General features: G+C 67.1%; 19 protein-coding genes. 12 read left to right on the top strand and 7 right to left on the bottom strand.

Features of this window, described 5'->3' with window-relative positions:
* Positions 1 to 317: 317 nt before the first annotated feature.
* Positions 318 to 1,211 carry a DMT family transporter gene (locus tag AABM56_RS05630; protein WP_263259730.1) on the top strand — a complete coding sequence of 298 codons (894 nt, stop codon included), beginning with the start codon at positions 318 to 320 and terminating at the stop codon, positions 1,209 to 1,211.
* 320 nt (positions 1,212 to 1,531) lie between these two features.
* Here the strand turns inward: AABM56_RS05630 and amn are convergent, their stop codons facing one another.
* From amn to AABM56_RS05615, 3 genes are all read right to left on the bottom strand, one after another.
* Positions 1,532 to 3,004, bottom strand: coding sequence for an AMP nucleosidase (amn, locus tag AABM56_RS05625; protein ID WP_133859950.1), 1,473 nt, complete (start codon positions 3,002 to 3,004; stop codon positions 1,532 to 1,534).
* Between the two features lie 72 nt (positions 3,005 to 3,076).
* Positions 3,077 to 4,822: an ABC transporter ATP-binding protein gene (locus tag AABM56_RS05620; RefSeq protein ID WP_263259731.1), complete on the bottom strand. Its 1,746-nt coding sequence runs from the start codon at positions 4,820 to 4,822 to the stop codon at positions 3,077 to 3,079.
* Complete coding sequence (locus AABM56_RS05615; RefSeq protein ID WP_133859952.1) at positions 4,819 to 6,552, bottom strand: ABC transporter ATP-binding protein; 1,734 nt, start codon at positions 6,550 to 6,552, stop codon at positions 4,819 to 4,821. The genes AABM56_RS05620 and AABM56_RS05615 overlap by 4 nt, the downstream gene beginning before the upstream one ends.
* Positions 6,553 to 6,732: 180 nt before the next feature.
* Here AABM56_RS05615 and AABM56_RS05610 point away from each other — a divergent pair, with 180 nt between their 5' ends.
* From AABM56_RS05610 to AABM56_RS05595, 4 genes are all read left to right on the top strand, one after another.
* Positions 6,733 to 7,530, top strand: coding sequence for a hydroxymethylpyrimidine/phosphomethylpyrimidine kinase (locus AABM56_RS05610; RefSeq protein ID WP_133859953.1), 798 nt, complete (start codon positions 6,733 to 6,735; stop codon positions 7,528 to 7,530).
* Positions 7,527 to 8,156, top strand: a complete 630-nt coding sequence (thiE, locus tag AABM56_RS05605) for a thiamine phosphate synthase (protein WP_133859954.1) — start codon at positions 7,527 to 7,529, stop codon at positions 8,154 to 8,156. The genes AABM56_RS05610 and thiE overlap by 4 nt, the downstream gene beginning before the upstream one ends.
* 20 nt (positions 8,157 to 8,176) lie before the next feature.
* Entirely contained in the window at positions 8,177 to 9,463 is a 1,287-nt protein-coding gene (gene hemL, locus AABM56_RS05600; RefSeq protein WP_263259734.1) for a glutamate-1-semialdehyde 2,1-aminomutase, read from the top strand.
* A 339-nt stretch (positions 9,464 to 9,802) separates the two neighbouring features.
* Positions 9,803 to 10,348 (top strand): tetratricopeptide repeat protein, encoded by a 546-nt coding sequence (locus AABM56_RS05595; protein WP_027597185.1) that lies wholly within the window; start codon positions 9,803 to 9,805, stop codon positions 10,346 to 10,348.
* 12 nt (positions 10,349 to 10,360) lie between these two features.
* Here the strand turns inward: AABM56_RS05595 and AABM56_RS05590 are convergent, their stop codons facing one another.
* Both AABM56_RS05590 and AABM56_RS05585 read right to left on the bottom strand, forming a co-directional pair.
* Positions 10,361 to 10,696, bottom strand: coding sequence for a DUF1820 family protein (locus AABM56_RS05590; protein ID WP_007159644.1), 336 nt, complete (start codon positions 10,694 to 10,696; stop codon positions 10,361 to 10,363).
* A gap of 65 nt (positions 10,697 to 10,761) precedes the next feature.
* Entirely contained in the window at positions 10,762 to 11,685 is a 924-nt protein-coding gene (locus tag AABM56_RS05585; protein WP_133859956.1) for a LysR family transcriptional regulator, read from the bottom strand.
* 119 nt (positions 11,686 to 11,804) lie between these two features.
* Here AABM56_RS05585 and AABM56_RS05580 point away from each other — a divergent pair, with 119 nt between their 5' ends.
* The 6 genes from AABM56_RS05580 to lnt all read left to right on the top strand — a co-directional run bounded on the left by AABM56_RS05580 (position 11,805) and on the right by lnt (position 17,917).
* On the top strand, positions 11,805 to 12,209 hold the full coding sequence (locus AABM56_RS05580) for a Rid family hydrolase (RefSeq protein ID WP_133859957.1): 405 nt from the start codon (positions 11,805 to 11,807) through the stop codon (positions 12,207 to 12,209).
* Between the two features lie 86 nt (positions 12,210 to 12,295).
* On the top strand, positions 12,296 to 13,669 hold the full coding sequence (gene miaB, locus AABM56_RS05575; protein ID WP_093251001.1) for a tRNA (N6-isopentenyl adenosine(37)-C2)-methylthiotransferase MiaB: 1,374 nt from the start codon (positions 12,296 to 12,298) through the stop codon (positions 13,667 to 13,669).
* 100 nt (positions 13,670 to 13,769) lie between these two features.
* On the top strand, positions 13,770 to 14,786 hold the full coding sequence (locus AABM56_RS05570; protein WP_133859958.1) for a PhoH family protein: 1,017 nt from the start codon (positions 13,770 to 13,772) through the stop codon (positions 14,784 to 14,786).
* Positions 14,776 to 15,231 carry an rRNA maturation RNase YbeY gene (gene ybeY / locus AABM56_RS05565; protein ID WP_133859959.1) on the top strand — a complete coding sequence of 152 codons (456 nt, stop codon included), beginning with the start codon at positions 14,776 to 14,778 and terminating at the stop codon, positions 15,229 to 15,231. The genes AABM56_RS05570 and ybeY overlap by 11 nt, the downstream gene beginning before the upstream one ends.
* 7 nt (positions 15,232 to 15,238) lie before the next feature.
* On the top strand, positions 15,239 to 16,075 hold the full coding sequence (locus AABM56_RS05560; protein ID WP_133859960.1) for an HlyC/CorC family transporter: 837 nt from the start codon (positions 15,239 to 15,241) through the stop codon (positions 16,073 to 16,075).
* Positions 16,076 to 16,369: 294 nt separating this feature from the next.
* The gene (lnt, locus tag AABM56_RS05555) at positions 16,370 to 17,917 is read left to right on the top strand and encodes an apolipoprotein N-acyltransferase (protein WP_133859961.1); all 1,548 of its coding nucleotides are present in this window, start codon (positions 16,370 to 16,372) and stop codon (positions 17,915 to 17,917) included.
* Here lnt and AABM56_RS05550 read toward each other — a convergent pair.
* Both AABM56_RS05550 and AABM56_RS05545 read right to left on the bottom strand, forming a co-directional pair.
* On the bottom strand, positions 17,908 to 18,669 hold the full coding sequence (locus AABM56_RS05550; protein ID WP_133859962.1) for a YdcF family protein: 762 nt from the start codon (positions 18,667 to 18,669) through the stop codon (positions 17,908 to 17,910). The genes lnt and AABM56_RS05550 overlap by 10 nt on opposite strands.
* Before the next feature lie 41 nt (positions 18,670 to 18,710).
* Entirely contained in the window at positions 18,711 to 19,034 is a 324-nt protein-coding gene (locus AABM56_RS05545) for a hypothetical protein (RefSeq protein WP_263259742.1), read from the bottom strand.
* 177 nt (positions 19,035 to 19,211) lie between these two features.
* On the opposite strand from AABM56_RS05545, the gene leuS reads away from it, so the two are divergent.
* On the top strand, positions 19,212 to 21,875 hold the full coding sequence (gene leuS / locus AABM56_RS05540) for a leucine--tRNA ligase (protein ID WP_347883895.1): 2,664 nt from the start codon (positions 19,212 to 19,214) through the stop codon (positions 21,873 to 21,875).
* The last annotated feature ends 4 nt before the right edge of the window (positions 21,876 to 21,879 follow it).

The following is a 21,879-nucleotide window of genomic DNA, read 5'->3' as shown; positions in this document are numbered from 1 at the left end:
CTGTCTCGTCGTCGGTACTTGAGCCGGATGGATCGTTTCCAGCATGGACGTTCGGGCGCGAACTTTAGGGCCAGACGCCCTGAAGATCAATGTTAAATCCATGATCTTTACCGAACGGTGACGCGTGCGGACTCACCCCTCTCCTGCAACCGACCGGAGCGGGCGCCGAGATGTTCCTGGAGGGCGATGACAGGGGGTTGCCGAGCGGTCTACGCGCGGTCTCGCCCCTCTTCATTACCCTGGCCGGAAACGGCCGGTCTCGCCGCCGCTGTTCTCCCATACTCGCCGCAGGTATTCAGCGAACGGGAGCAAGAGAAATGGGCAAAGGAGATGGACTGCGGCTTGCACTGCTGGCGGCGATCTGGGGCGCGAGTTTTCTCTTCATGCGGATCGCGGTACCGGCCTTCGGTGCCTTGAATACAGCCTTCCTGCGTGTGCTGCTCGGCGCCCTGGGGCTGGCCGCTCTATCACTGCTGCTGAAATCCGCCTGGCGCTTCGATGGCAAATTCCGGCGGGTGGCTCTGCTCGGCATCGTCAATTCAGGGCTGCCGTTCCTGCTGTACTGCCTCGCGGCACGTCATCTTCCCGCTGGCTATTCGGCACTGCTCAACGCCACCACGCCGCTGATGGGCGCCCTGATCGGCTTCGCCTGCTTCGGCGAGGCCCTGAGTAGACGCCAATGGCTGGGCGTAACCATCGGGTTCCTGGGCGTGGCGCTGATCCTGCCCCGAGGCGAGCTGGATACGAGCGCGGCCATGTTGGTCGGCATCGGCGCCTGCCTGGTGGCAACGGCCTGCTACGGCATGGCTGGCTACCTGGCGCGCCGCTGGATCAGCGAGCGTGGAGGCCTCGATGCCACCCTGGTCGTCCTTGGCAGCCAGCTGGGCGCGACCCTGTTCCTCTTGCCGTTTAGTCTGGCGGCCTTGGTCATGAACCCTCTCCCCGCCATGCCTCCCGTAAGTGCCTGGCTCAGCGTCCTGGCGGTGGGCCTGCTGTGTACGGCGCTGGCCTACATCCTGTACTTCCGGCTGTTGGCCGATCTGGGGCCGCTACGCACCCTCAGCGTGACCTTCCTGGTTCCTCCGTTCGGCGTGCTCTGGGGCTATCTGGTACTGGGAGAAACCCTGGCACCCAACGCCTTGCTGGGCGCCGTTGTGATAGGTCTGGCGGTCTGGCTGGTGTTACGCGGCGAAGTGAAGACGCGGGCCTAGGCCATCGCGACCGCTGTTATGGAATTGCGGTGTTCTGCTGATCGCGGCCATGGGCCGCTCCTACACAAAGACCTTAGTTGAGGACTGCCCTTGTAGGAGCAGCCAATGGCCGCGATCGGCTCCTTGGCACCCTGGCGTACAAAACGGCGCAGCCTTTTCCACTGGGGCGTTCGGTGCCTAAGTACGCCCTCACCCCAACCCTCTCCCAGGGGGAGAGGGAGTCATCCGAGCGATGCCAGGCCACCTTCGATTCAGGCGCCTCGCCGTAGGTTGGGTTGAGCGCAACGAAGCCCAACACGCCCAACCCCAACCCCAGCGCCTTAGCGGAACGGCGGCTCGTCGAAGCTGCGCAGCTTGCGCGAGTGCAGGGAGTCGAGCTGGGTGCGCAGCTGGTCCAGGGCAGCGATGCCGATGGCCAGGTGCTGGCTCACCGCGCGGGCATAGAAGGCGTTGGCCGAGCCCGGCAGCTTGATCTCGCTGTGCAGGGGCTTGTCGGACACGCACAGCAGGGTGCCGTAGGGTACCCGCAGGCGATAGCCCTGGGCGGCGATGGTGCCGCTTTCCATGTCCACCGCCACCGCGCGCGCCAGGTTGATCAGCGGGCGTTCCTGGGCCCAGCGCAGCTCCCAGTTGCGGTCGTCGTAGGTCAGTACCGTACCGGTGCGCAGGCGACGCTTGAGCGCCTCCCCGCGTTCGCCGGTGACGCTGGCGGCGGCTTCCTGCAGCGCCACCTGCACCTCGGCCAGCGCCGGGATGGGGATGTGCGGTGGCACCACACGGTCGAGGATGCCGTCGCGTCTCATGTAGGCGTGGGCCAGCACGTAGTCGCCGATGGTCTGCGACTGCCGCAGGCCGCCACAGTGGCCGATCATCAGCCAGCAGTGCGGACGCAGCACCGCCAGGTGATCGGTGATGTTCTTGGCGTTGGACGGGCCGACGCCGATGTTGACCAGGGTGACGCCATGGCCGTCACCGGCGATCAGGTGGTAGGCCGGCATCTGGAAGCGGTGCCAGGCGATGGCGGCGATGACCGCCTGGGCCTCGGTGGGGTCCATGTCGCGTTCGATGATGACGTTGCCCGGCAGCACCAGGCGCTCGAAGCGCGGATCGCTGCGCAGTTGCTCCAGGCCGTGCTGGATGAACTGGTCGACGTAGCGATGGTAGTTGGTCAGCAGGATCCAGGGCTGCACGTGGCGCCAGTCGCTGCCGGTGTAGTGGACGATGCGTCTCAGCGAGAAGTCGGTGCGGGCGGCATCGAACAGGGCCAGCGGCAGCGGATCGATGCGCTCCCAGTCGTAGTGGCCGTCGGCGATGTCGTCGTGGGCGGCGGAGAGATCGGTGCTGGGAAAGACCCGCGCCAGCTCAGCGGCGGTCACGCCGCTGCCGGCCAGTTCGTCGCCCTGCTCCACCACATAGGGGTAGGGAATGTCCTGGCGACTGCGACCGATCTCGACCTGGAGGTCGTAGTCGCGCATCAGCGGCTCGAGCTGCTCCAGCAGATAGCCGCGAAAGGCCGCCGGATGGGTCACGGTGGCCACATAGGTGCCGGGCAGCTGGATCTTGGCGTAGGCGCGGGTGGTGGCCGGCGGCACGCCGGGAGCACGATAGCGAATGCGGATCTCGGGATAGCGGAACAGCTCGCGCTCGGCGGCGCTGGGTTCGAAGCGATCCTTGAGATAGCGCTTGAGGGCGGCACCCAGGGCCTGGGTGGCCTCGTCGTGCAGAGCCGCAAGACGGTCGACCGCCTCGCTGGCGGTGGCAACGGCGGTGAAATCCTCGGATACGGAGGTCATGCAGGTTTCCTTGTTGGGGCGCTGGCTATAGCTGACACCCTAACACCCCTGGTTGACAACGGCTGTGACGGCTCATAGGGGTTTGTCACCCTGGGCATGCTGTTCCCACAGCCGGCGATAATGGCCGTCGGGCCGCTGCAGCAAGGCCTCGTGACTGCCCTCCTCCACCTTGCGGCCATCACGCAGCACCAGGATGCGATCGGCATGGCGGATGGTGGACAACCGGTGCGCCACCACGATCAGGGTGACCTGGCCACGCAACTCGTCCAGCGCCCCCTGCAGCCGCGCCTCGGTGGCGCTGTCGATGCTGGCGGTGGCCTCGTCGAGCAAGAGCACCTTGGGTTCGCGCAGCAGCGCCCGGGCCAGCGCCAGCAGTTGCCGCTCGCCGGTGGACAGGGTGAAGCCACGCTCGCCCAGCAGGGTATCCAGGCCTTCCGGCAACCGCGCCACCAGGTCGTCCATATGGGCGGCAGCCAGGGCCTCGCGCAGCCGCGCATCCGACACCTGGCTGCCCAGCAGCAGGTTGTCCCTGAGACTGGTGGAACGGATGAAGGGCTCCTGGGGCACGCTGGCCAGGGCGGCGCCCAGCACTTCCGGGGTCAGCGTGCCCAGTTCGCGACCGTCCAGGCAGAGGTGGCCGCCGGTGACCGGTTGCAGTCCGGCGAGCAGGTCGAGCAGCGTCGACTTGCCGCTGCCGGTGGGGCCGACGATACCGAGAAAGGTGCCCGGAGCGATGTCCAGGTCGATGCCGTGCAGGGTGTCGTGACCCGCGCCGGCATGGCGAAAACGCACCGCGTCGAGGTGGAAGTGCGCGGTCGCGATGGGCCGGTCATCTTCGCCACTCAATGCCGGCTTCTCTTCCAGCAGGTGCAGCAGCCGGGTGCCGGCCACCGTGGCCTGCTGGAACAGGTTGAATCTCTGGGTGATGTCCATCAGCGGCTCGGTCACCCGCCCCAGGTAGGTGACGAAGGCATAGAGCACACCGATCTCGGCGCCGCCCTGCAGATGGCCCATCCCGTAGACCAGCAGCAGCACCGCCAGCACCGCCACGCTGACCAGATCCAGCGCCGAGCGCAGCAGCAACCCGGAGACGCGGATGGTGCGCATGCGGGCACCGTACTGGGCCTGGTTGAGGCGCTGGAAATCCTGGCGGAAGCGCTCGGTCTGGTTGAAGGCCTGCAGAAGACCCATGCCGCCGATGGCCTCGCCCAGGCGGGCGCTCTGCTCGGCGCGCAGCATCCGCACCTCCATGGCCGCCGCGCCGCTGTATCGCTGGTAGGCCCAGACGATCAGCACCGCGGCCGGGATCAGCAGCACGGCGATGGCCATCAGGCGTACGTCGAGCAGCGCCATAGCCACCAGGATGCCGATCAGCAGCACGATGTTGCCGACCATGTTGCCGAGGAAGGCCACATAGAGTTCGCGCAGGGCATCGGTGTCGTTGGTGACCCGCGCCACCAGTTCGCCGGTGGCGGTACGATCGTGGAAGCTCTGCGGCAGGCTCAGCACATGGCGGAACAGCCGGCGCCGCTGCAGGAGCACCACGTCCATGGCGATCTCGGCGAATCTCAGCGATTGCAGATAGCGGCCATAAGCGGCCAGGCCCTGGGAAACCACATAGGCGGCGACCAGGCCCAACAGCGGCCAGAGGCGCAGGTCGTGGGGCACCAGGTAGTTGTCCAGGTAGTGCTTGGTCAGCCAGGGCCCCAGCACGTCGAACAGCGTGGCCACGACCAGGATCGCCAGGGTGCCGGCCAGCTTGCGCGGATTGGCCAGTACCGGCTTGAGCAGCAGCGAGAGCACGCGCGTCCTGGTCATTGGCTGGCCTCCTCCGCCTGCTGCAGATTCCACAGTCGGGCATAGAGCCCCCCGGCGGCGAGCAGCTCGCCATGGCGACCCCGCTCGACCAGGCTGCCCTGGTCGAGCACGATGATCTCGTCGGCGTGCTGCACGGCCGAGAGACGGTGGCTGACGATCAGGGTGGTACGTCCCTGCAGCCCGGCCAGCGTCTTGAGCAAGCGGGCTTCGGTGGCCGTATCCACCGCCGAGAGGGTGTCGTCCAGCAGCAGGATGGGCGCGGGCGAGAGCAGCGCCCGCGCCAGGGCCACCCGCTGGCGTTGGCCGCCGGAGAGGGTCAGGCCGCGCTCGCCCACCGGCGTATCCAGCCCGTGCGGCAGCGCCGCCAGATCGGTGGCGAAGGCGGCGGCGTCCAGGGCTTCGCGGATCTCCCCGGCGGTGGCATCGGGCCGACTGAGGGCGACGTTCTCACCCAGGGTGCGAGCGAACAGGAAGGGATCCTGGGGCACATAGGCGAACTGGGCGCGCAGGTCGCCCAGCCGATACTCCTCCAGCGGCACCCCGCCCAGGCGGATGCTGCCCTGCTCCAGCGGAAACTGGCGCAGCAGCAGGCGCAGCAGGGTGCTCTTGCCGCTGCCGGTGGCACCGACGATGCCCAGGGTATCGCCGGCGGGCAGGTCGATGACCACGTCCTGCAAGGCCGGCTGACGCGCCTGGGGATAGGTGAAGGCCGGAATATAGACCGACAAATCGGCCTGGTCCGGCGGCGTCCGGGTGCCCTCGTCGCGAATGCGCTCGGTGACGGCGAACACCTCTTCCAGCCGGCGGGCCCCGGCCTCGCCGCGCTGCAGCAGGTTGAAGCACCAGCCGATGGCGAACATCGGCCAGATCAGCTGCACCAGATAGAGGCTGAAGCTGGTCAGCTGGCCAAGGGTGATGTGGCCGTCGAGATAGCGCCAGCTGCCCATGACCAGGGTCAGCAGGGTGGCAAGACTCAGGGCGACGAAGATGATCGGCTCGTAGCGCGCCTCGGTGCGCTGCACCTGGTAGTCGGCCTTGGCCACGCTGCGGGCGCGGGCGTCGAAGTCGTCCAGCTCGGCTTCGATCAAGGCATGCTGGCGCAGCATGCGCAGGCCGCTCAAGGCTTCCTGGGTGCGGTCGTTGAGGGCGGAAAAGCCGGCCAGCGCCAGGCCGAAGCGCTGCTGCACCCGCCGCGCCACGCGATAGAAACCCCAGGCCATGAAGGGAAAGGGCAACAGCGCCAGGGCGGCCAGGGGCGCGTCGATGCCGATGAACATGGCCAGCAGCACCAGCAGCAGGGTCAGCATGCCATCGAAACTGGCCAGCACCCCTTCGCCGGCCGCGGTCTCCACGGCGTCGATGTCCTGGGTGGCGCGGGCCAGCAGGTCACCGGTGCGACTGGACTGGAAGAAGCCGGGGTCCAGCCGCGCCAGCTTGGCGAAGAAGGCGTCGCGCAGCTCCACGCCGACCTGGTAGGAGGTGCCGAACAGGCGCACCCGCCACTGATAGCGGAGCACATAGAGGCCACAGCCGACCGCCACGATCAGGGCGACGCGCCAGAGCAGGCCGGTCTGATCCAGCTCGCCGGCGCGCAGGGCGTCGATGGCCTTGCCGATCCACCAGGGCAGCGTCAGGTTGAGCAGGCCGACGCCCAGCAGGCAGAGGATGGCAGTCCCGTAGGCACGCCGTTGGCGCAGGAAGAAATCACGCAACAACCGCCACAACGCCATAGAACCGCCTTACCCGAGCAAAGGTGCAGTATATCGGCTACCCAACCGGCCGCGGAGTTCCTTCGTCCCGACCCGGGTCCCATGTCAACGGGTGGCGCAGGGCGCAAGGTCGTTGTAGGGTGCCACTCCCTGCGGCACCCGGCCGCTGCGCCCCTTTTTCCCTTTGCTAGGCTGACGCCCATGACCCTCGAACCCCAACGTCCTGTCGTCCTCTGCCTGTCCGGCCACGATCCGAGTGGCGGCGCCGGGCTGCAGGCCGACATCGAAGCCCTGCTCGCCCAGGGCTGCCATGCCGCCCCGGCGGTCACTGCCCTGACCGTGCAGGACACCGTCGACGTGCATGACTTCCGGGTGCTGGATCGCGAGTGGGTGCTGGCCCAGGCCCGGGCGATCATCGCCGACCTGCCGGTGGCGGCGGTCAAGCTGGGCATGCTCGGTTCGGTGGAGATGGTCGAGACGGTGCTGGAGATCATGGAGTCCCTGCCCGGCGTTCCCCTGGTCTGCGATCCGGTGCTGCGCGCCGGTGGCGGCGGCGCCCTGGGCAAGGACGAGGTCGGCTACGCCATCCGCGAGCGGCTGCTGCCGCGCGCCACCATCGCCACCCCCAACCTGCCCGAGGCGCGCATCCTCGCCGAGTTGCCCGAAGGCACCCCGGAGCAGTGCGCCGAGCGCCTGCTGCCCTTCTGCGGCCACCTGCTGATCACCGGCGGTCATGGCGAGGAACACGAGGTGCACAACCGCCTCTATGACCGTGCCGGTGGCTGCGAGACCCACGTCTGCCAGCGCCTGCCCGGCAGCTACCACGGCTCCGGCTGCACCCTGGCCAGCACCCTGGCCGGGCGCCTGGCGCTGGGCGAAGCCCTGCCCAGCGCGGTGCGCAGCGCCCTGGACTACACCTGGCGCACCCTGAGAGACGCCGAGCGCCCCGGGCGCGGCCAGTACGTGCCACGCCGCCTGCCGCTGGATTTCTGCTCATGAGCCCACTGCGCGGCCTCTATGCCATCACCGACAGCGCCCTGCTCGCCGAGGGTCGCCTGCTGCCCTATGTCGAAGCCGCGCTGCAGGGCGGAGCCCGGCTGGTGCAGTACCGCGACAAGTCAGGCGACGCCAGCCGCCGCCAGGACGAAGCCGCCGCCCTGGCCGAGCTCTGCCAGCAGCATGGCGCCAACCTGATCATCAATGACGATCTACCCCTGGCCCGCCAGCTGGGCGTCGGCCTGCACCTGGGCCAGCAAGACGGCTCCCTGGTCGCGGCCCGCGCCGAACTGGGGGCGGAGGCGATTCTCGGCGGCACCTGTCACGCCAGCCTGCAACTGGCCGAGGCTGCAGTCCAGGCCGGTGTCAGCTACCTGGCCTTCGGCCGATTCTTCGCCTCCAGCACCAAGCCGGATGCCCCGCCGGCGCCCCTGGAATTGCTCGACCAGGCCCGCCGCCACTTCGCCCTGCCCGTCTGCGCCATCGGCGGTGTCACCCTGGACAACGCCCCGCACCTGCTCGCCCACGGCGTCGATCTGCTCGCCGTCGTCCACAGTTTGTTTGCCGCCGCCAACACGGGCGAGGTGGAGCGCCGCGCGCGCGCCTTCGCCCGGCTGTTCGCGGCCTGATCCCGTTCAAGGAGACCTCTATGTCCCGCTCCGCGCAACTCTTCGACCAAGCCCAGCGCCACATCCCCGGTGGCGTCAACTCGCCGGTCCGCGCCTTCAAGAGCGTCGGCGGCACGCCGCTGTTCTTCAAGCACGCCCAGGGCGCCTACATCGTCGACGAGGATGACAAGCGCTATGTCGACTACGTCGGTTCCTGGGGTCCGATGATCCTCGGCCACAGCCATCCGGACGTGCTCGACGCCGTGCGCCGCCAGCTGGAACACGGCCTCTCCTATGGCGCGCCGACCGCCCTGGAAACCACCATGGCCGACCTCATCTGCGAGATCGTGCCGTCCATGGAAATGGTGCGCATGGTCAGCTCCGGCACCGAGGCCACCATGAGCGCCATCCGCCTGGCGCGCGGCTACACCGGGCGCGACACCATCATCAAGTTCGAGGGCTGCTACCACGGCCACTCCGACAGCCTGCTGGTCAAGGCCGGCTCCGGCGCCCTGACCCTGGGCGTGCCCAGCTCCCCCGGCGTCCCGGCGGCCTTCGCGCAGCACACCCTGACCCTGGCCTACAACGACCTGGGCGAAGTGGAAGAAACCCTGGCGAACGTCGGCGACCAGATCGCCTGCATCATCGTCGAGCCGGTGGCCGGCAACATGAACTGCGTACCGCCCGCGCCAGGCTTCCTGGAAGGGCTGCGCCACCTCTGCGACCGCTACGGCGTGGTGCTGATCTTCGACGAGGTCATGACCGGCTTCCGCGTCGCGCTGGGCGGCGCCCAGGCGCACTACGGCATCCGTCCGGACCTGACCACCTTCGGCAAGATCGTCGGCGGCGGCATGCCGGTGGGCTGCTTTGGCGGCAAACGCGAGATCATGGAAAAGATCGCCCCGCTCGGCCCGGTCTACCAGGCCGGCACCCTGTCGGGCAATCCGCTGGCGATGGCCGCCGGCCTCACCACCCTGCAACTGATCCGCCGTCCCGGCTTCCACGCCGAGCTGACCGACTACACCACGCGGATGCTGCAGGGCCTGCAGGACCGCGCCGATGCCGCCGGTGTGCCCTTCGTCACCACCCAGGCGGGCGGGATGTTCGGCCTCTACTTCAGCGGCGCCGAAGACATCGTCACCTTCAGCGATGTCATGGCCAGCGACAGCGAGAGGTTCAAGCGCTTCTTCCACCTGATGCTGGACGGTGGCGTCTACCTGGCGCCCAGCGCCTTCGAAGCCGGCTTCACCTCCATCGCCCACGGCGACGAGGAATTGCGCATCACCCTGGACGCCGCCGAGCGCGCCTTCGCCACCTTCAAGGACTAGGGCTTTGGCTGAAAAGTCGCCGAGCGAAGGTCAGGCAAGGCAAAAATTCGTGAGGAAGCGGAGTTTACGAGTGGTAAATGAGCATTCCGAACGAATTTTAACGAAGCCTGGGCGAGCACAGGCCTTTTCAGGCAAAGCCTAGGTGTCATTCGTCCCGCTTGCGGAACCTCTCTGCCCTGCCGGCCTCACACCTAGTTGAGTGGCCGGCGTCACAGGTAAGAAAGTTCCGCCGTTGCGCGTAAAGGTTTTGAAAGCGTGCGTCGGCTTGACCCATAATGAGATGTCGGCGCGTTTCGCCGACCGGGTTCTCCGAACCTGCCTCGCTTGTGGAGGCGCTTCATGCACCGCGCTGGTCGTACCCTGTGCGCAGCCCTGATTCTGATGCCCCTGGTCGCCCTGGCCGGAGGCAATTCGCTGCTCGTCCCCAGCACCAGCCGTTGCAACCTGAATCTGGCCAACGAAGCCCTGGCGCAGGCGATCGCCCGCTGCCAGCAGATCGCCCACGACGGCGATTCCCAGGCGCAGTACGAACTCGGCGACTTCTACTACGAAGGCAAGCAGACGCCCAAGGATCTCAACCAGGCGCGCCAGTGGTTCGAGCAGGCCTCGCTCAAGGGCAATGCCGATGCGCAGAATCGCCTCGGCAACATGTTCTTTCGCGGCGAGGGCGTACCGCCCAACAACATCCAGGCCTACATCGTGCTGAAGATGGCCGCCATCAATGGCAACGACGAAGCCATGGACACCGCCGACCTGGTCAGCGCCCAGATGCGCCGGGACGAGCTGGAGATGGCCACCCAGGTGCTGGGCCAGATCTTTCGCGACTATCTACAGGACATGCAGACCGCGGGCAACCTCAATCCCTTCCAGCCGCCGCAGAACTGACGGCGAGCCCGGTCAGGGCTTGTCGGGCATGGGCATGGGAAACGGCATGACGTTGGTGCCGCCCTTGGCTTCGCTGATCTTGGGCTGGCCCAGGCGCTCCACCTCGTCGATGCGGATGATCGAGTGCATGGGCACGAAGCTGCGCACCACGCCTTCGAATTGCGCCTTGAGCTTTTCCTCGCTCGGATCCACCACCACCTGGGTGCGCTCGCCGAACACCAGTTCCTCGATTTCCAGGAAGCCCCAGAGATCGCTCTGGAAGATCTGCTTGGCGTAGATCTCGAAGACCTGGCCCTGGTTGACGAAGATGACCTTGTAGATGGCCGGCTTGCTGGGGGATGAGCTCATGGTGGACGCGGGTTTCGCCGAGGAAAAAGGGGGCAGCGAGCATAGCACGCTGGCCCCGGCAGCCGTCAGCGTTCGCCAGGGGTTTCCAGCCAGGCCCGCTCGGCGACCAGCGCGCTCACCCAGTCGATGAAGACCCGCAACTTGGCGCTGACGTGACGGTTGGGCGCGAAGGCCAGATACAGCGGCATGGGCGCCACCTGCCAGTCCGCGAACAGCCTGACCAGTTCGCCACGGGCGATGGCCGCCGCCGCCAGGTAGTGCGGCAGGCAGACCACCCCGAGGCCGGCCTGCGCCGCCGCCAGGCAGGCATTGCCGTCGTCCACCTCCAAGCTGTGCCGGCTCTGCAGCTCCAGACGCTCGGCACCTCGTTGCAGGGCATAGGGAAAGCCCTTGCCCGCCCCCCAGAGAAACCGCACCACCCGGTGTGGCGCCTCGGCCAGCTCGGCGGGATGAACCAGCGTGCCCTGGGTGGCAAGGTAGGCCGGCGCGGCATAGCAACCCAGCCGCAGCGCGCCGAGCGGCCGGGCCACCAGATACTGCTCGCGGATGCGCCCGCCGCGGACCACGCAATCGACGTTGTCGCCGATCAGATCCACCTGGCGATCGCTGACGCCCAGCTCCAGCTGGATGTCCGGATAGCGCTGGAAGAAGTCCGGCAGGGCCGGGATCAGGATCAGCCGCGCCAGCGGACTGGGCACGTCCACCCGCAGGCGGCCACGGGGCGTGCGGGTGGCCACCGAAAGCCCCGTCTCGGCATCGTCCACCGCCGCCAGCACGCCCAGGCAGCGGTCGTAATAGGCCGCTCCGTCGGCGGTGACCTGCACCTGCCGGGTGGTGCGATTGAGCAGGCGCACCTGCAGGTGCGCCTCCAGCTGCTGCACCTGCTGGGTGACGCGGGTGCGACTATGGCCGAGGGTCTCGGCCGCGCGGGTGAAGCTGCCGGCTTCCACCACCCGCACGAAGGTCTGCATCGCGGCGAACAGATCCATGCCGATTCCTGAACAGGGGATTGTTTGGATTGTACAAACAATGCTGACCGCCTGGCCGGGTTTATCCCCTGGCGGACGCCGCCTAAGGTGGCTCCAGCGATCCCTACCGGAGCCCCATCATGACCCGCGACGTCGTCTTTCCCGCCCAGCGCCACGCCCTCTACGAACAGCACCGCTATTCGCCGGCCATCCGTTCCAACGGCTTTCTCTTCGTCTCGGGGCAGGTCGGCAGCCGCGCCGACGGTTCGCCCGAGCCGGAGCTGGAAGAGCAGGTCCGCCTGGCCTTCGCCAACCTCGACGCCGTCCTTGCCGCGGCCGGCGCCGCCTTTGCCGACGTGGTGGACGTCACCCTGTTCATGGTCGATGCCGAAGCCAGCTTCGCACGGATCTGGCCGGTGCTGCTGGAGCACTGGGGCACGGCGCCCTACCCGACGGTGACCGCGGTCGGCGCCACCTGGCTGGCCGGCTTTCGCTTCGAGATCAAGGTCATCGCCCGGCTGCCGGAGGGCGCTGCCCAGGCCTAAGCCGACCGCCTTCCGGGCGGCTCTTCCCCGTGCGGAAGGCCATCATTATAATGCGCGGTCCACTCGCCACCGACTCCCTGCCGCGCATGTCCAAGAAGCTCTATATCGAAACCCATGGCTGCCAGATGAACGAATACGATTCGTCGCGCATGGTCGACCTGCTCGGCGAACGGGAGCCGCTGGAAGTCACCCAGAATCCGGCCGAGGCCGATGTCATCCTGCTCAACACCTGCTCGATCCGCGAGAAGGCGCAGGAAAAGGTGTTTTCCCAGCTCGGTCGCTGGCGCGAACTCAAGCTGGAGAATCCCGACCTGGTGATTGGCGTCGGCGGCTGCGTGGCCAGCCAGGAAGGCGCTGCCATCCGTGACCGCGCCCCCTATGTCGACGTGGTCTTCGGGCCCCAGACCCTGCATCGCCTGCCGGAGATGATCGACGCCGCGCGCACCACCCGGGCGCCCCAGGTGGACATCTCCTTCCCCGAGATCGAGAAGTTCGACCGCCTGCCCGAGCCGCGCATCGACGGACCCAGCGCCTTCGTCTCCATCATGGAAGGCTGCAGCAAGTACTGCACCTTCTGCGTGGTGCCCTATACCCGCGGCGAAGAGGTCAGCCGGCCGCTGGACGACGTCCTCGCCGAGATCATCCACCTCGCCGAGCACGGCGTGCGCGAGGTGACCCTGCTGGGCCAGAACGTCAACGGCTATCGTGGCGCCACTGGCGACGGGCGCATCGCCGACTTCGCCGAGCTGCTCTATGTGGTGGCGGCGGTGGACGGCATCGACCGCATCCGCTACACCACCTCGCACCCGCTGGAATTCTCCGACGCTCTGATCCAGGCCCACGCCGAGATCCCGGAGCTGGTGAAATTCGTCCACCTGCCGGTGCAGGCCGGTTCGGATCGCATCCTGGCGGCCATGAAGCGCAACCACACGGCGCTGGAATACAAGTCGCGCATCCGCCGGCTCAAGGCGGCGGTACCCGACATCTGCATCAGCTCGGACTTCATCGTCGGCTTCCCCGGCGAGACCGAGAAGGACTTCGAACAGACCATGAAGCTGATCGAGGACGTCGGTTTCGACTTCTCCTTCTCCTTCATCTACAGCGCCCGCCCCGGCACCCCGGCGGCCGATCTGGTCGACGACACCCCCGACGAGCTCAAGAAGCAGCGCCTGCAGATCCTGCAGACGCGCATCCACCAGCAGGGCTTCGAGATCAGCCGGCGCATGGCCGGCAGCGTCCAGACGATCCTGGTCAGCGATTTCTCCAAGCGCGATCCCGGCATGCTGCAGGGCCGCACCGAGAACAACCGCATCGTCAACTTCCGCTGCAGCGATGCCAGCCTGATCGGCCAGTTCGTCCAGGTGCACATCGACGAGGCCCTGCCGCACTCCCTGCGCGGCACCCTGCTGGCCCCCGTCGCCAGCGGTGCGCGCCCGCCCGTCGCCGTCGCGCTGGCCTGATGGATGGTCGCACGCGCCCTTTGCCAAGGGCGCGACGCAGGTTACTCTCAAGCTACGTCAAGATTTCGTAAAGCCAATCCAAAGGGTTTCCCAGCACACCTTGAATACCCCCCAGACGCTCCAGCATTTCACCCTCGAACCCTTCGATGCCGACCGTTTCGCCAACCTGTGCGGCCAGCTCGATGAAAATCTGCGCCAGCTCGAACGCCGCCTCGGCATCGAGATCCGCAATCGCGGCAACCAGTTCGAACTGGTCGGCGATCCCGAGCGCACCCGCGCGGCCCAGAACCTCCTGCAGCGCCTCTATCGCGAGACCGCCAGCGGCACCGCGGTGGCCCCGGAACTGGTCCACCTCTATCTGCAGGAATCCGGCCTGGAAGCCCTCCAGGAAGAGCACCGCAGCGGTGGCGACACCAGTGTGGCCCTGCGCACCAAGAAGGGCATGATCCGCCCGCGTGGCGCCAACCAGCAGCGCTACGTCAAGTCGATCCTCGATCACGACATCAATTTCGGCATAGGCCCGGCCGGTACCGGCAAGACCTATCTGGCCGTGGCCTGCGCCGTGGACGCCCTGGAGCGCGAGCAGATCCGTCGCATCCTGCTGGTGCGCCCGGCGGTAGAAGCCGGCGAGAAGCTCGGCTTCCTGCCCGGCGACCTGGCGCAGAAGATCGACCCCTACCTGCGCCCGCTGTACGACGCCCTCTACGAGATGCTCGGCTTCGAGCAGGTGGCCAAGCTCATCGAGCGCCAGGTCATCGAGGTCGCGCCGCTGGCCTACATGCGCGGCCGCACCCTCAACAATAGCTTCATCATTCTCGACGAAAGTCAGAACACCACCCTCGAGCAGATGAAGATGTTCCTGACCCGGATCGGTTTCGGCTCCACCGCGGTGATCACCGGTGACGTCACCCAGGTCGACCTGCCGCGTGGTACCAAGTCGGGCCTCAAGCACGTCATCGAGGTCCTCCGCGACGTGCCCGGCATCGGCTTCACCCACTTCGAATCCAAGGACGTGGTGCGCCACCCGCTGGTGCAGCGTATCGTCGAGGCCTACGACCGCTTCGAGGCGCTGCAGGACAAGCCGCGTGCTCAGGGAGAGGATCGCCATGGCGATTGAGCTGGACGTCCAGGTCGCCAGCGAGGCGGCCGACCTCCCCGAGGAGCCGGACTTACGCCGCTGGTGTGAACTGGCCCTGCGCGCCGGCCAGGGCGACTCGGAACTCACCATCCGCCTGGTGGACGAAGACGAAGGCCGCGAGCTGAATCGCACCTGGCGGCACAAGGACTACGCCACCAACGTGCTGTCCTTTCCGGCCGACGTGCCGGACGAATTCCTCGATATCCCCCTGCTCGGCGATCTGGTGATCTGCGCCCCCGTGGTTGCGCGCGAGGCCGCCGAGCAAGGTAAGCCCGCCGCGGCGCACTGGGCGCACCTGGTCATCCACGGCTGCCTGCACCTGCTCGGCTACGATCATCTGGACGATGACGAAGCCGAGGAGATGGAAGAACTGGAACGCCAATTGCTCGCTGAACTGGGCTACCCCGATCCCTACGGTGAATGACAGACACATGAACGAAGATCGATCAGGCACTGGGCATCGTTCCTGGCTGGAACGCATCGTCCAGGCCTTTGCCCATGAACCCAAGAGTCGCCAGGAACTGCTGGAACTGCTGCGCGAGGCGCATGAGAACAAGGTGCTCGACAGCGAAGTGCTGTCCATCGTCGAGGGCGCCATCTCGGTGGCCGACCTGCAGGTGCGCGACATCATGGTGCCGCGCTCGCAGATCATCAGCATCCGCGCCCAGCAGACCCCGGCGGAATTCCTGCCGGCGGTGATCGAGGCGGCGCATTCCCGCTATCCGGTGATCGGCGACGGCCCCGACGACGTGCTCGGCCTGCTGCTGGCCAAGGACCTGCTGCCGCTGCTGCTGGACCAGGCGCGGGTCTTCGACTTCAAGACGGCCTTGCGCCCGGCCACCTTCGTGCCCGAATCCAAGCGCCTCAACGTGCTGCTGCGGGAATTTCGCTCGACCCACAGCCACATGGCCATCGTTGTGGACGAATACGGCGGCGTCGCCGGCCTGGTGACCATCGAGGACGTGCTGGAACAGATCGTCGGCGAGATCGAGGACGAGCACGACGTGGAGGAAGAGAGCTTCATCAAGTCGTTGCCCAACGGCGACTTCGTGGTCAAGGCGCTCACCCCCATAGAGACGCTCAACGAGACCCTGGAGACCCGTTTCGCCGATGCCGAGGCCGACACCGCCGGTGGCTTGGTGATGAATCGCCTGGGTCACCTGCCCAAGCGCAACGAGGAAACGGTGATCGACGACTTCCGCTTCCGCGTGCTCAACGCCGACGGCCGCCGCATCCACCTGCTGCGCGTCACCCCGGTCAACCGCTAGCCGCTCTTGCCCCCTCTCCCTCCGGAAGAGAGCTGGGGTGAGGGTCGGTCTCAACCTACGGCCCTCCGTAGGTTGGGTTGAGCGCAGCGAAGCCCAACAGGCCTTGCTTCGAGGTCGATACTGTTGGGCTTCGACGAGGGAGCCGTCTCAACCCAACCTACGGGACGCTCGCGCCGCGACAAGCTCCACCCCTCTCTCCAACTGCGATCCAGCTCGCTCCCCCGCACGCGCCTTTGGCACTCCCTCGCGGCGACGAGTAAGCTTGCGCAGCCTCGATCGGACCAAGGATTTTCGATGCGCTGGATCTCTCAACCCGGCTGGAAGGGCAACCTTCTGGCGCTCTTCGCCGGTGCCCTTACGCCCCTGGCGCTGGCCCCCTTCAACATCTGGCCGCTGGCACTGCTGTCCGCCGGCCTCTTCTACCTGGGCCTCAAGGGGCTCGGTGCCTGGCGCGCCCTGCTGCGCGGCTGGTGCTACGGCTTCGGCGCCTTTCTCGCCGGCACCAGCTGGATCTACGTCAGCATCCACACCTACGGTGCCGCGCCGGTGCCCCTGGCGCTGTTTCTCACCGTGGGCTTCTGCGCCGGCATCGCCCTGTTCTTCGCCCTGCCCGCGGGACTCTGGGCACTGTGCCTGAGACGCAACCAGGCGCCCCTGGGCGACGCCCTGACCTTTGCCGGCCTGTGGTTCGCCCTGGAGCTGTTCCGCAGCTGGGCGCTCACCGGCTTTCCCTGGCTGCTGCTGGGTTACAGCCAGCTCAGCGGCCCCCTGCAGGGCCTGGCACCGCTGGGCGGCGTCTGGCTGATCTCGGCCGCGCTGGCCTTTACCGCGGCGCTGCTGGTCAACGCCCCACGCCTGATCATGCGGCCGCTCGCCCTGGTCGCGAGCCTGGTGCTGGTGGCCCTGCCCTGGGTCGCCGGCGATGTCTTCAAGGGCCAGGTCTGGACCCAACCCGCGGGTGCGCCGCTCAAGGTCGCCGGGGTCCAGGGCAACATCGCCCAGGAACTCAAGTGGAATCCCGACCACGCCCGCGCCACCCTGGCGCTCTATCGCGACCGCACCGCCGAGCAGACCGACGCCGACCTGGTGGTCTGGCCGGAAAACGCCATTCCCGTGCTGCGCGAATACGTCAGTGACTTCCTTGCCGCCGAAGGTGCCCAGGTGGCGGCCCATGGCGGCGCCCTGGTGACCGGCCTGCCCGCCCGCGAACGCGACGCCGACGGCGATTCGCGTTACTTCAACAGCATCACCGCGGTCGGCAACGGCTCGGGCACCTACTACAAGCAGAAGCTGGTGCCCTTCGGCGAATACGTACCGCTGCAGGAATACCTGCGCGGGCTGATCGGCTTCTTCGATCTGCCCATGTCCGACTTCGTCCGCGGTCCCGAGCAGCAGGAACCGCTGCTGGTGAAGGGCTACCGCGTGGCGCCCTACATCTGCTACGAGGTGGTCTATCCGGAATTCGTCGCCAGCATGGCGGCCCAGAGTCAGCTGCTGCTCACCATCAGCAACGACACCTGGTTCGGCAAGTCCATCGGTCCGCAGCAGCACCTGCAGATGGCGCAGATGCGCGCGTTGGAAAGCGGTCGCTGGCTGGTGCGGGTCACCAACGATGGCATCACCGCCCTGGTCGACCCCTTCGGTCGCATCAGCCGGCAGATCCCGGCCTTCCAGGTCGGCGTGCTACAGGGCAGCGTGGTACCCATGGATGGCCTGACGCCCTATCTGCACTACCGCCTCTGGCCGCTGGCGATCTTTTCTGCCCTGGTGCTGCTGTGGGGCCTGCTGCTGCGTCGGCAGGATCGTCCGGAAGAGGCGCCGCTGGTGGTGACTCAGCGATAGGCGAGCGGATAGAGCAGCAGCCCGGCGGCCTCGTTGAGCAACTGGGCGGTCTGCTCGACCGCCTTGGCTTCCGGCAGCCAGCCACCGAAGGGCCGGGCATTGGCGACACCGATGAAGCCCATGGGCGCGGCCACCACCTGCAGGCCCTGCCGTTCGAAACACCAGCGCGAACGGGCCATGTGATAGGCCTGGGTCACCAGCACCACCCGTTTCACCCCGGCCTCGCGCAGCAGCGGCGCACTCAGGGTGGCGTTTTCCCAGGTGGTGCGACTGGCGCCTTCCTGCCAGCGCACCGGCACCCCCAGGTCGCGCTCCATCACCTCGGTCATCAGCGCCGCCTCGCTCAGTGGGCGGTCATGGGGCGAGCCCCCGGTGATCAGCACCGGCAGGCCGCTGGCCTTGGCCAGCCGCGCCGCATAGCGCAGTCGTTCCACGGCCAGATGGCTGGCGGTATCGCCCGCCCAGCCCGGATCGTCCACTTCGCGACCGGCACCCAGCACCACGATGGCGTCGGCCTGCTGGGCAAGCGTCGCCCAGCGCGCCTCGGGCAGCGCGGCATCGCGCTCCAGCAGGCGCCCACCCGTCTCCACCACGACCGGCAGGGTGCTGGCCCAGAGGCCCAGCAGGCCACCCAGGAAACAGGCCAGGCCCAGGCGCGGATAACGCCGGCGCAACCACCAGCCCAGTAGCAGGAGCAGCAGCAGGCCGCCCGGTGGCAGCAGCAGTTGCTTGAAGAAATAGCGCAGACCCATGGTCCCTCCGGTCGGGGGCGACCTCCGGGTCGCGGCGGCGCCTAGTGTAGGGGAGCGCCAACCGGGGCAGAAGAACCCTCGACCAACAGTTGTCGACCCTGACACTGGGTACAGAAGGCCCCCGCCGGCTGGACCCGGCCACAGCCCAGGCAACAGGCCAGGGCGGCATCGGCTGCCTGATGGCGCGCCAGCCAGCGCTTGACCAGGGCATATTCGGCCGGACTCAGGCCCTGCACCTCGACTTCCCCGTTGGCACTGTCATAGAGGCGTTCCTGGGTCACCGCCTCATCCAGCGCCAGCGCCAGGCGCCGTTGCAGGCGCACGTCGACGGGCAGCTTTTCGGACTCGCGTCGAAACTTTCCCATGATGGCGATCATCCTCCCGGGTAATTGAACGGACGTTTGAACAGCCTAGTACGGCCCTTCCAACCCTGCCTCCCCCAGAGTGCGAAACAAGCGGCGGACCGGGACATTTCCCCGCGCTCGGGGGGTCATGTATGCTTGGCGGCTCGATCAAACGCCTCTGCAGCCCTCGACACGCCCATGCACGAACACTATCAGCCCCGCGAAATAGAAGCCGCCGCCCAGTCCTTCTGGGACCAGAATCTGTCCTTCAAGGCCACCATGCGCCCGGGCCAGGAGAAGTTCTACTGCCTGTCGATGTTCCCCTACCCCAGCGGCAAGCTGCACATGGGGCACGTGCGCAACTACACCATCGGTGACGTCATCGCCCGCTACCAGCGGATGCTGGGCAAGAACGTCCTGCAGCCCATGGGCTGGGACGCCTTCGGCATGCCCGCGGAAAACGCCGCCATGAAGAACGGCGTGGCCCCGGCCAAGTGGACCTACGAGAACATCGCCTACATGAAGTCCCAGCTGCAGAGCCTGGGCCTGGCGATCGACTGGTCCCGCGAGGTCACCACCTGCAAGCCCGACTACTATCGCTGGGAGCAGTGGCTGTTCATCCAGCTGTTCGAGAAGGGCATCATCTACCGCAAGAACGGTACGGTGAACTGGGACCCGGTGGACCAGACCGTACTGGCCAACGAGCAGGTCATCGACGGCCGCGGCTGGCGCAGCGGTGCGCTGATCGAAAAGCGCGAGATCCCCATGTACTACTTCCGCATCACCGACTATGCGGAAGAGTTGCTGACCTCCCTCGACGGCCTGCCTGGCTGGCCCGAGCAGGTCAAGACCATGCAGCGCAACTGGATCGGCAAGTCCCGCGGCATGGAGGTGCAATTCCCCTATGACCAGGACAGCATCGGCGCCGAAGGCACCCTGAAGGTCTTCACCACCCGCCCCGACACCCTGCTCGGCGCCACCTATGTCGCCGTGGCCGCCGAACACCCGCTGGCCACTCAGGCCGCCCAGGGCAACGCCGAGCTGCTGGCCTTCATCGACGAGTGCAAGCGCGGCGGCGTCGCCGAAGCCGACATCGCCACCCAGGAGAAGAAGGGCCTGGATACCGGCCTGTTCGTCCGCCATCCGCTGACCAACGTGCGCCTGCCGGTGTGGGTCGCCAACTATGTGCTGATGCACTACGGCGACGGCGCGGTCATGGCCGTGCCCGGTCACGATGAGCGTGACTTCGAATTCGCCAACAAGTACCAGTTGCCCATCGTCCAGGTGGTGGATACCGCAGAGGCCATCCGCGTGCTGGCCAATCCGGACGACTTCAGCCCCGCGGAATACGAGCGCTACCAGTTCGACCCGGTGCAGTGGAAGGACTGGTACGGCAGCAAGGAAGGCTTCCTGATCAATTCCGGCGCCTATGACAACCTCGCCTACGACGCCGCCTTCGACGCCATCGGCGCCGATCTGCAGGCCAAGGGCCTGGGTCAGCCGCGCACCCAGTTCCGCCTGCGCGACTGGGGCATCAGCCGCCAGCGCTACTGGGGCTGCCCGATCCCGATCATCCATGGTGACGACGGCATCGACATTCCGGTCCCGGCCGACCTGCTGCCGGTGGTGCTGCCCGAGGACGTGGTGCCGGACGGCGCCGGCTCGCCCCTGGCGCGCATGCCGGAATTCTACGAGACCGTCGATCCGCGCAACGGCCAGCCGGCCCGTCGCGAGACCGACACCATGGACACCTTCGTCGAAAGCTCCTGGTACTTCGCCCGCTATGCCTCGCCGAATTTCACCGGCGGCATGCTGGACAAGGAAGAGGCCAACTACTGGCTGCCCGTCGACCAGTACATCGGCGGCATCGAGCACGCCATCCTGCACCTGCTCTATTCGCGCTTCTTCCACAAGCTGATGCGCGACCAGGGCCTGATCGATTCCGACGAACCCTTCGAGAATCTGCTGACCCAGGGCATGGTGGTGGCCGAGACCTACTACCGCACCCTGCCCAACGGCAGCAAGGACTGGTTCAACCCGGCCGATGTCGAGGTGGAGCGCGATGCCAAGGCCAAGGTGATCGGCGCGCGCCTGAAGAGCGACGGCCAGCCGGTGGAAATCGGCGGCGTCGAGAAGATGTCCAAGTCGAAGAACAACGGCGTCGATCCCCAGGCGATGATCGACCAGTACGGCGCCGACACCTGCCGGCTGTTCATGATGTTCGCCTCGCCGCCGGACATGAGTCTGGAATGGTCCGATTCCGGCGTCGAGGGCGCGAGCCGCTTCCTACGCCGCGTCTGGCGTCTGGCCCAGGCCCACGTCACCCAGGGCCTGCCGAGCGCCGGCGCCCTCGGCGAGCTGTCGCCGGCCCAGAAGGAGGTGCGTCGCGCCATCCACCTGGCCATCCGCCAGGCCAGCCAGGATATCGGTCAGCACCACAAGTTCAACACCGCCATCGCCGCGGTCATGACCCTGATGAACGTGCTGGAAAAGGCCGCCCAGGACAGCGACACCGATCGCCGTCTGCTGCAGGAGGGCCTGGAGGCCGTCACCCTGCTGCTGGCCCCCATCACCCCGCACATCGCCCACGGTCTCTGGCAGCAGCTGGGCCACAGCGATGCGGTCATCGACGCCCGCTGGCCGCAGGTGGACGAAAGCGCCCTGGTGCAGGACAGTCTGCAGATCGTCATCCAGGTGAACGGCAAGCTGCGCGGCCAGATCGAAGTACCGGCCGATGCCAGCCGCGAGGCCATCGAGGCCGCCGCCCGCGCCAACGAGAACGTGGCACGTTTCACCGAGGGCCTGACCATCCGCAAGGTGGTCGTGGTCCCGGGTAAACTGGTCAACATCGTCGCCAACTAAGACA

Source organism: Pseudomonas aestiva (assembly GCF_039908605.1).
GTDB classification, from domain to species: Bacteria; Pseudomonadota; Gammaproteobacteria; order Pseudomonadales; family Pseudomonadaceae; genus Chryseomonas; species Chryseomonas aestiva.
Note: the sequence above shows the minus strand (reverse complement) of the source record. Positions and strands in the feature narration are given on the sequence as shown.

Coding starts and splice junctions, on each gene's coding strand:
- AABM56_RS05615 (WP_133859952.1), bottom strand. CDS start 6,552: ATGGCGTTGTGGCGGTTGTTGCGTGATTTCTTCCTGCGCCAACGGCGT.
- thiE (WP_133859954.1), top strand. CDS start 7,527: ATGAGCCCACTGCGCGGCCTCTATGCCATCACCGACAGCGCCCTGCTC.
- AABM56_RS05550 (WP_133859962.1), bottom strand. CDS start 18,669: ATGGGTCTGCGCTATTTCTTCAAGCAACTGCTGCTGCCACCGGGCGGC.
- hemL (WP_263259734.1), top strand. CDS start 8,177: ATGTCCCGCTCCGCGCAACTCTTCGACCAAGCCCAGCGCCACATCCCC.
- AABM56_RS05590 (WP_007159644.1), bottom strand. CDS start 10,696: ATGAGCTCATCCCCCAGCAAGCCGGCCATCTACAAGGTCATCTTCGTC.
- AABM56_RS05595 (WP_027597185.1), top strand. CDS start 9,803: ATGCACCGCGCTGGTCGTACCCTGTGCGCAGCCCTGATTCTGATGCCC.
- lnt (WP_133859961.1), top strand. CDS start 16,370: ATGCGCTGGATCTCTCAACCCGGCTGGAAGGGCAACCTTCTGGCGCTC.
- AABM56_RS05610 (WP_133859953.1), top strand. CDS start 6,733: ATGACCCTCGAACCCCAACGTCCTGTCGTCCTCTGCCTGTCCGGCCAC.
- miaB (WP_093251001.1), top strand. CDS start 12,296: ATGTCCAAGAAGCTCTATATCGAAACCCATGGCTGCCAGATGAACGAA.
- AABM56_RS05580 (WP_133859957.1), top strand. CDS start 11,805: ATGACCCGCGACGTCGTCTTTCCCGCCCAGCGCCACGCCCTCTACGAA.
- leuS (WP_347883895.1), top strand. CDS start 19,212: ATGCACGAACACTATCAGCCCCGCGAAATAGAAGCCGCCGCCCAGTCC.
- AABM56_RS05585 (WP_133859956.1), bottom strand. CDS start 11,685: ATGGATCTGTTCGCCGCGATGCAGACCTTCGTGCGGGTGGTGGAAGCC.
- amn (WP_133859950.1), bottom strand. CDS start 3,004: ATGACCTCCGTATCCGAGGATTTCACCGCCGTTGCCACCGCCAGCGAG.
- AABM56_RS05560 (WP_133859960.1), top strand. CDS start 15,239: ATGAACGAAGATCGATCAGGCACTGGGCATCGTTCCTGGCTGGAACGC.
- AABM56_RS05630 (WP_263259730.1), top strand. CDS start 318: ATGGGCAAAGGAGATGGACTGCGGCTTGCACTGCTGGCGGCGATCTGG.
- AABM56_RS05620 (WP_263259731.1), bottom strand. CDS start 4,822: ATGACCAGGACGCGCGTGCTCTCGCTGCTGCTCAAGCCGGTACTGGCC.
- ybeY (WP_133859959.1), top strand. CDS start 14,776: ATGGCGATTGAGCTGGACGTCCAGGTCGCCAGCGAGGCGGCCGACCTC.
- AABM56_RS05545 (WP_263259742.1), bottom strand. CDS start 19,034: ATGGGAAAGTTTCGACGCGAGTCCGAAAAGCTGCCCGTCGACGTGCGC.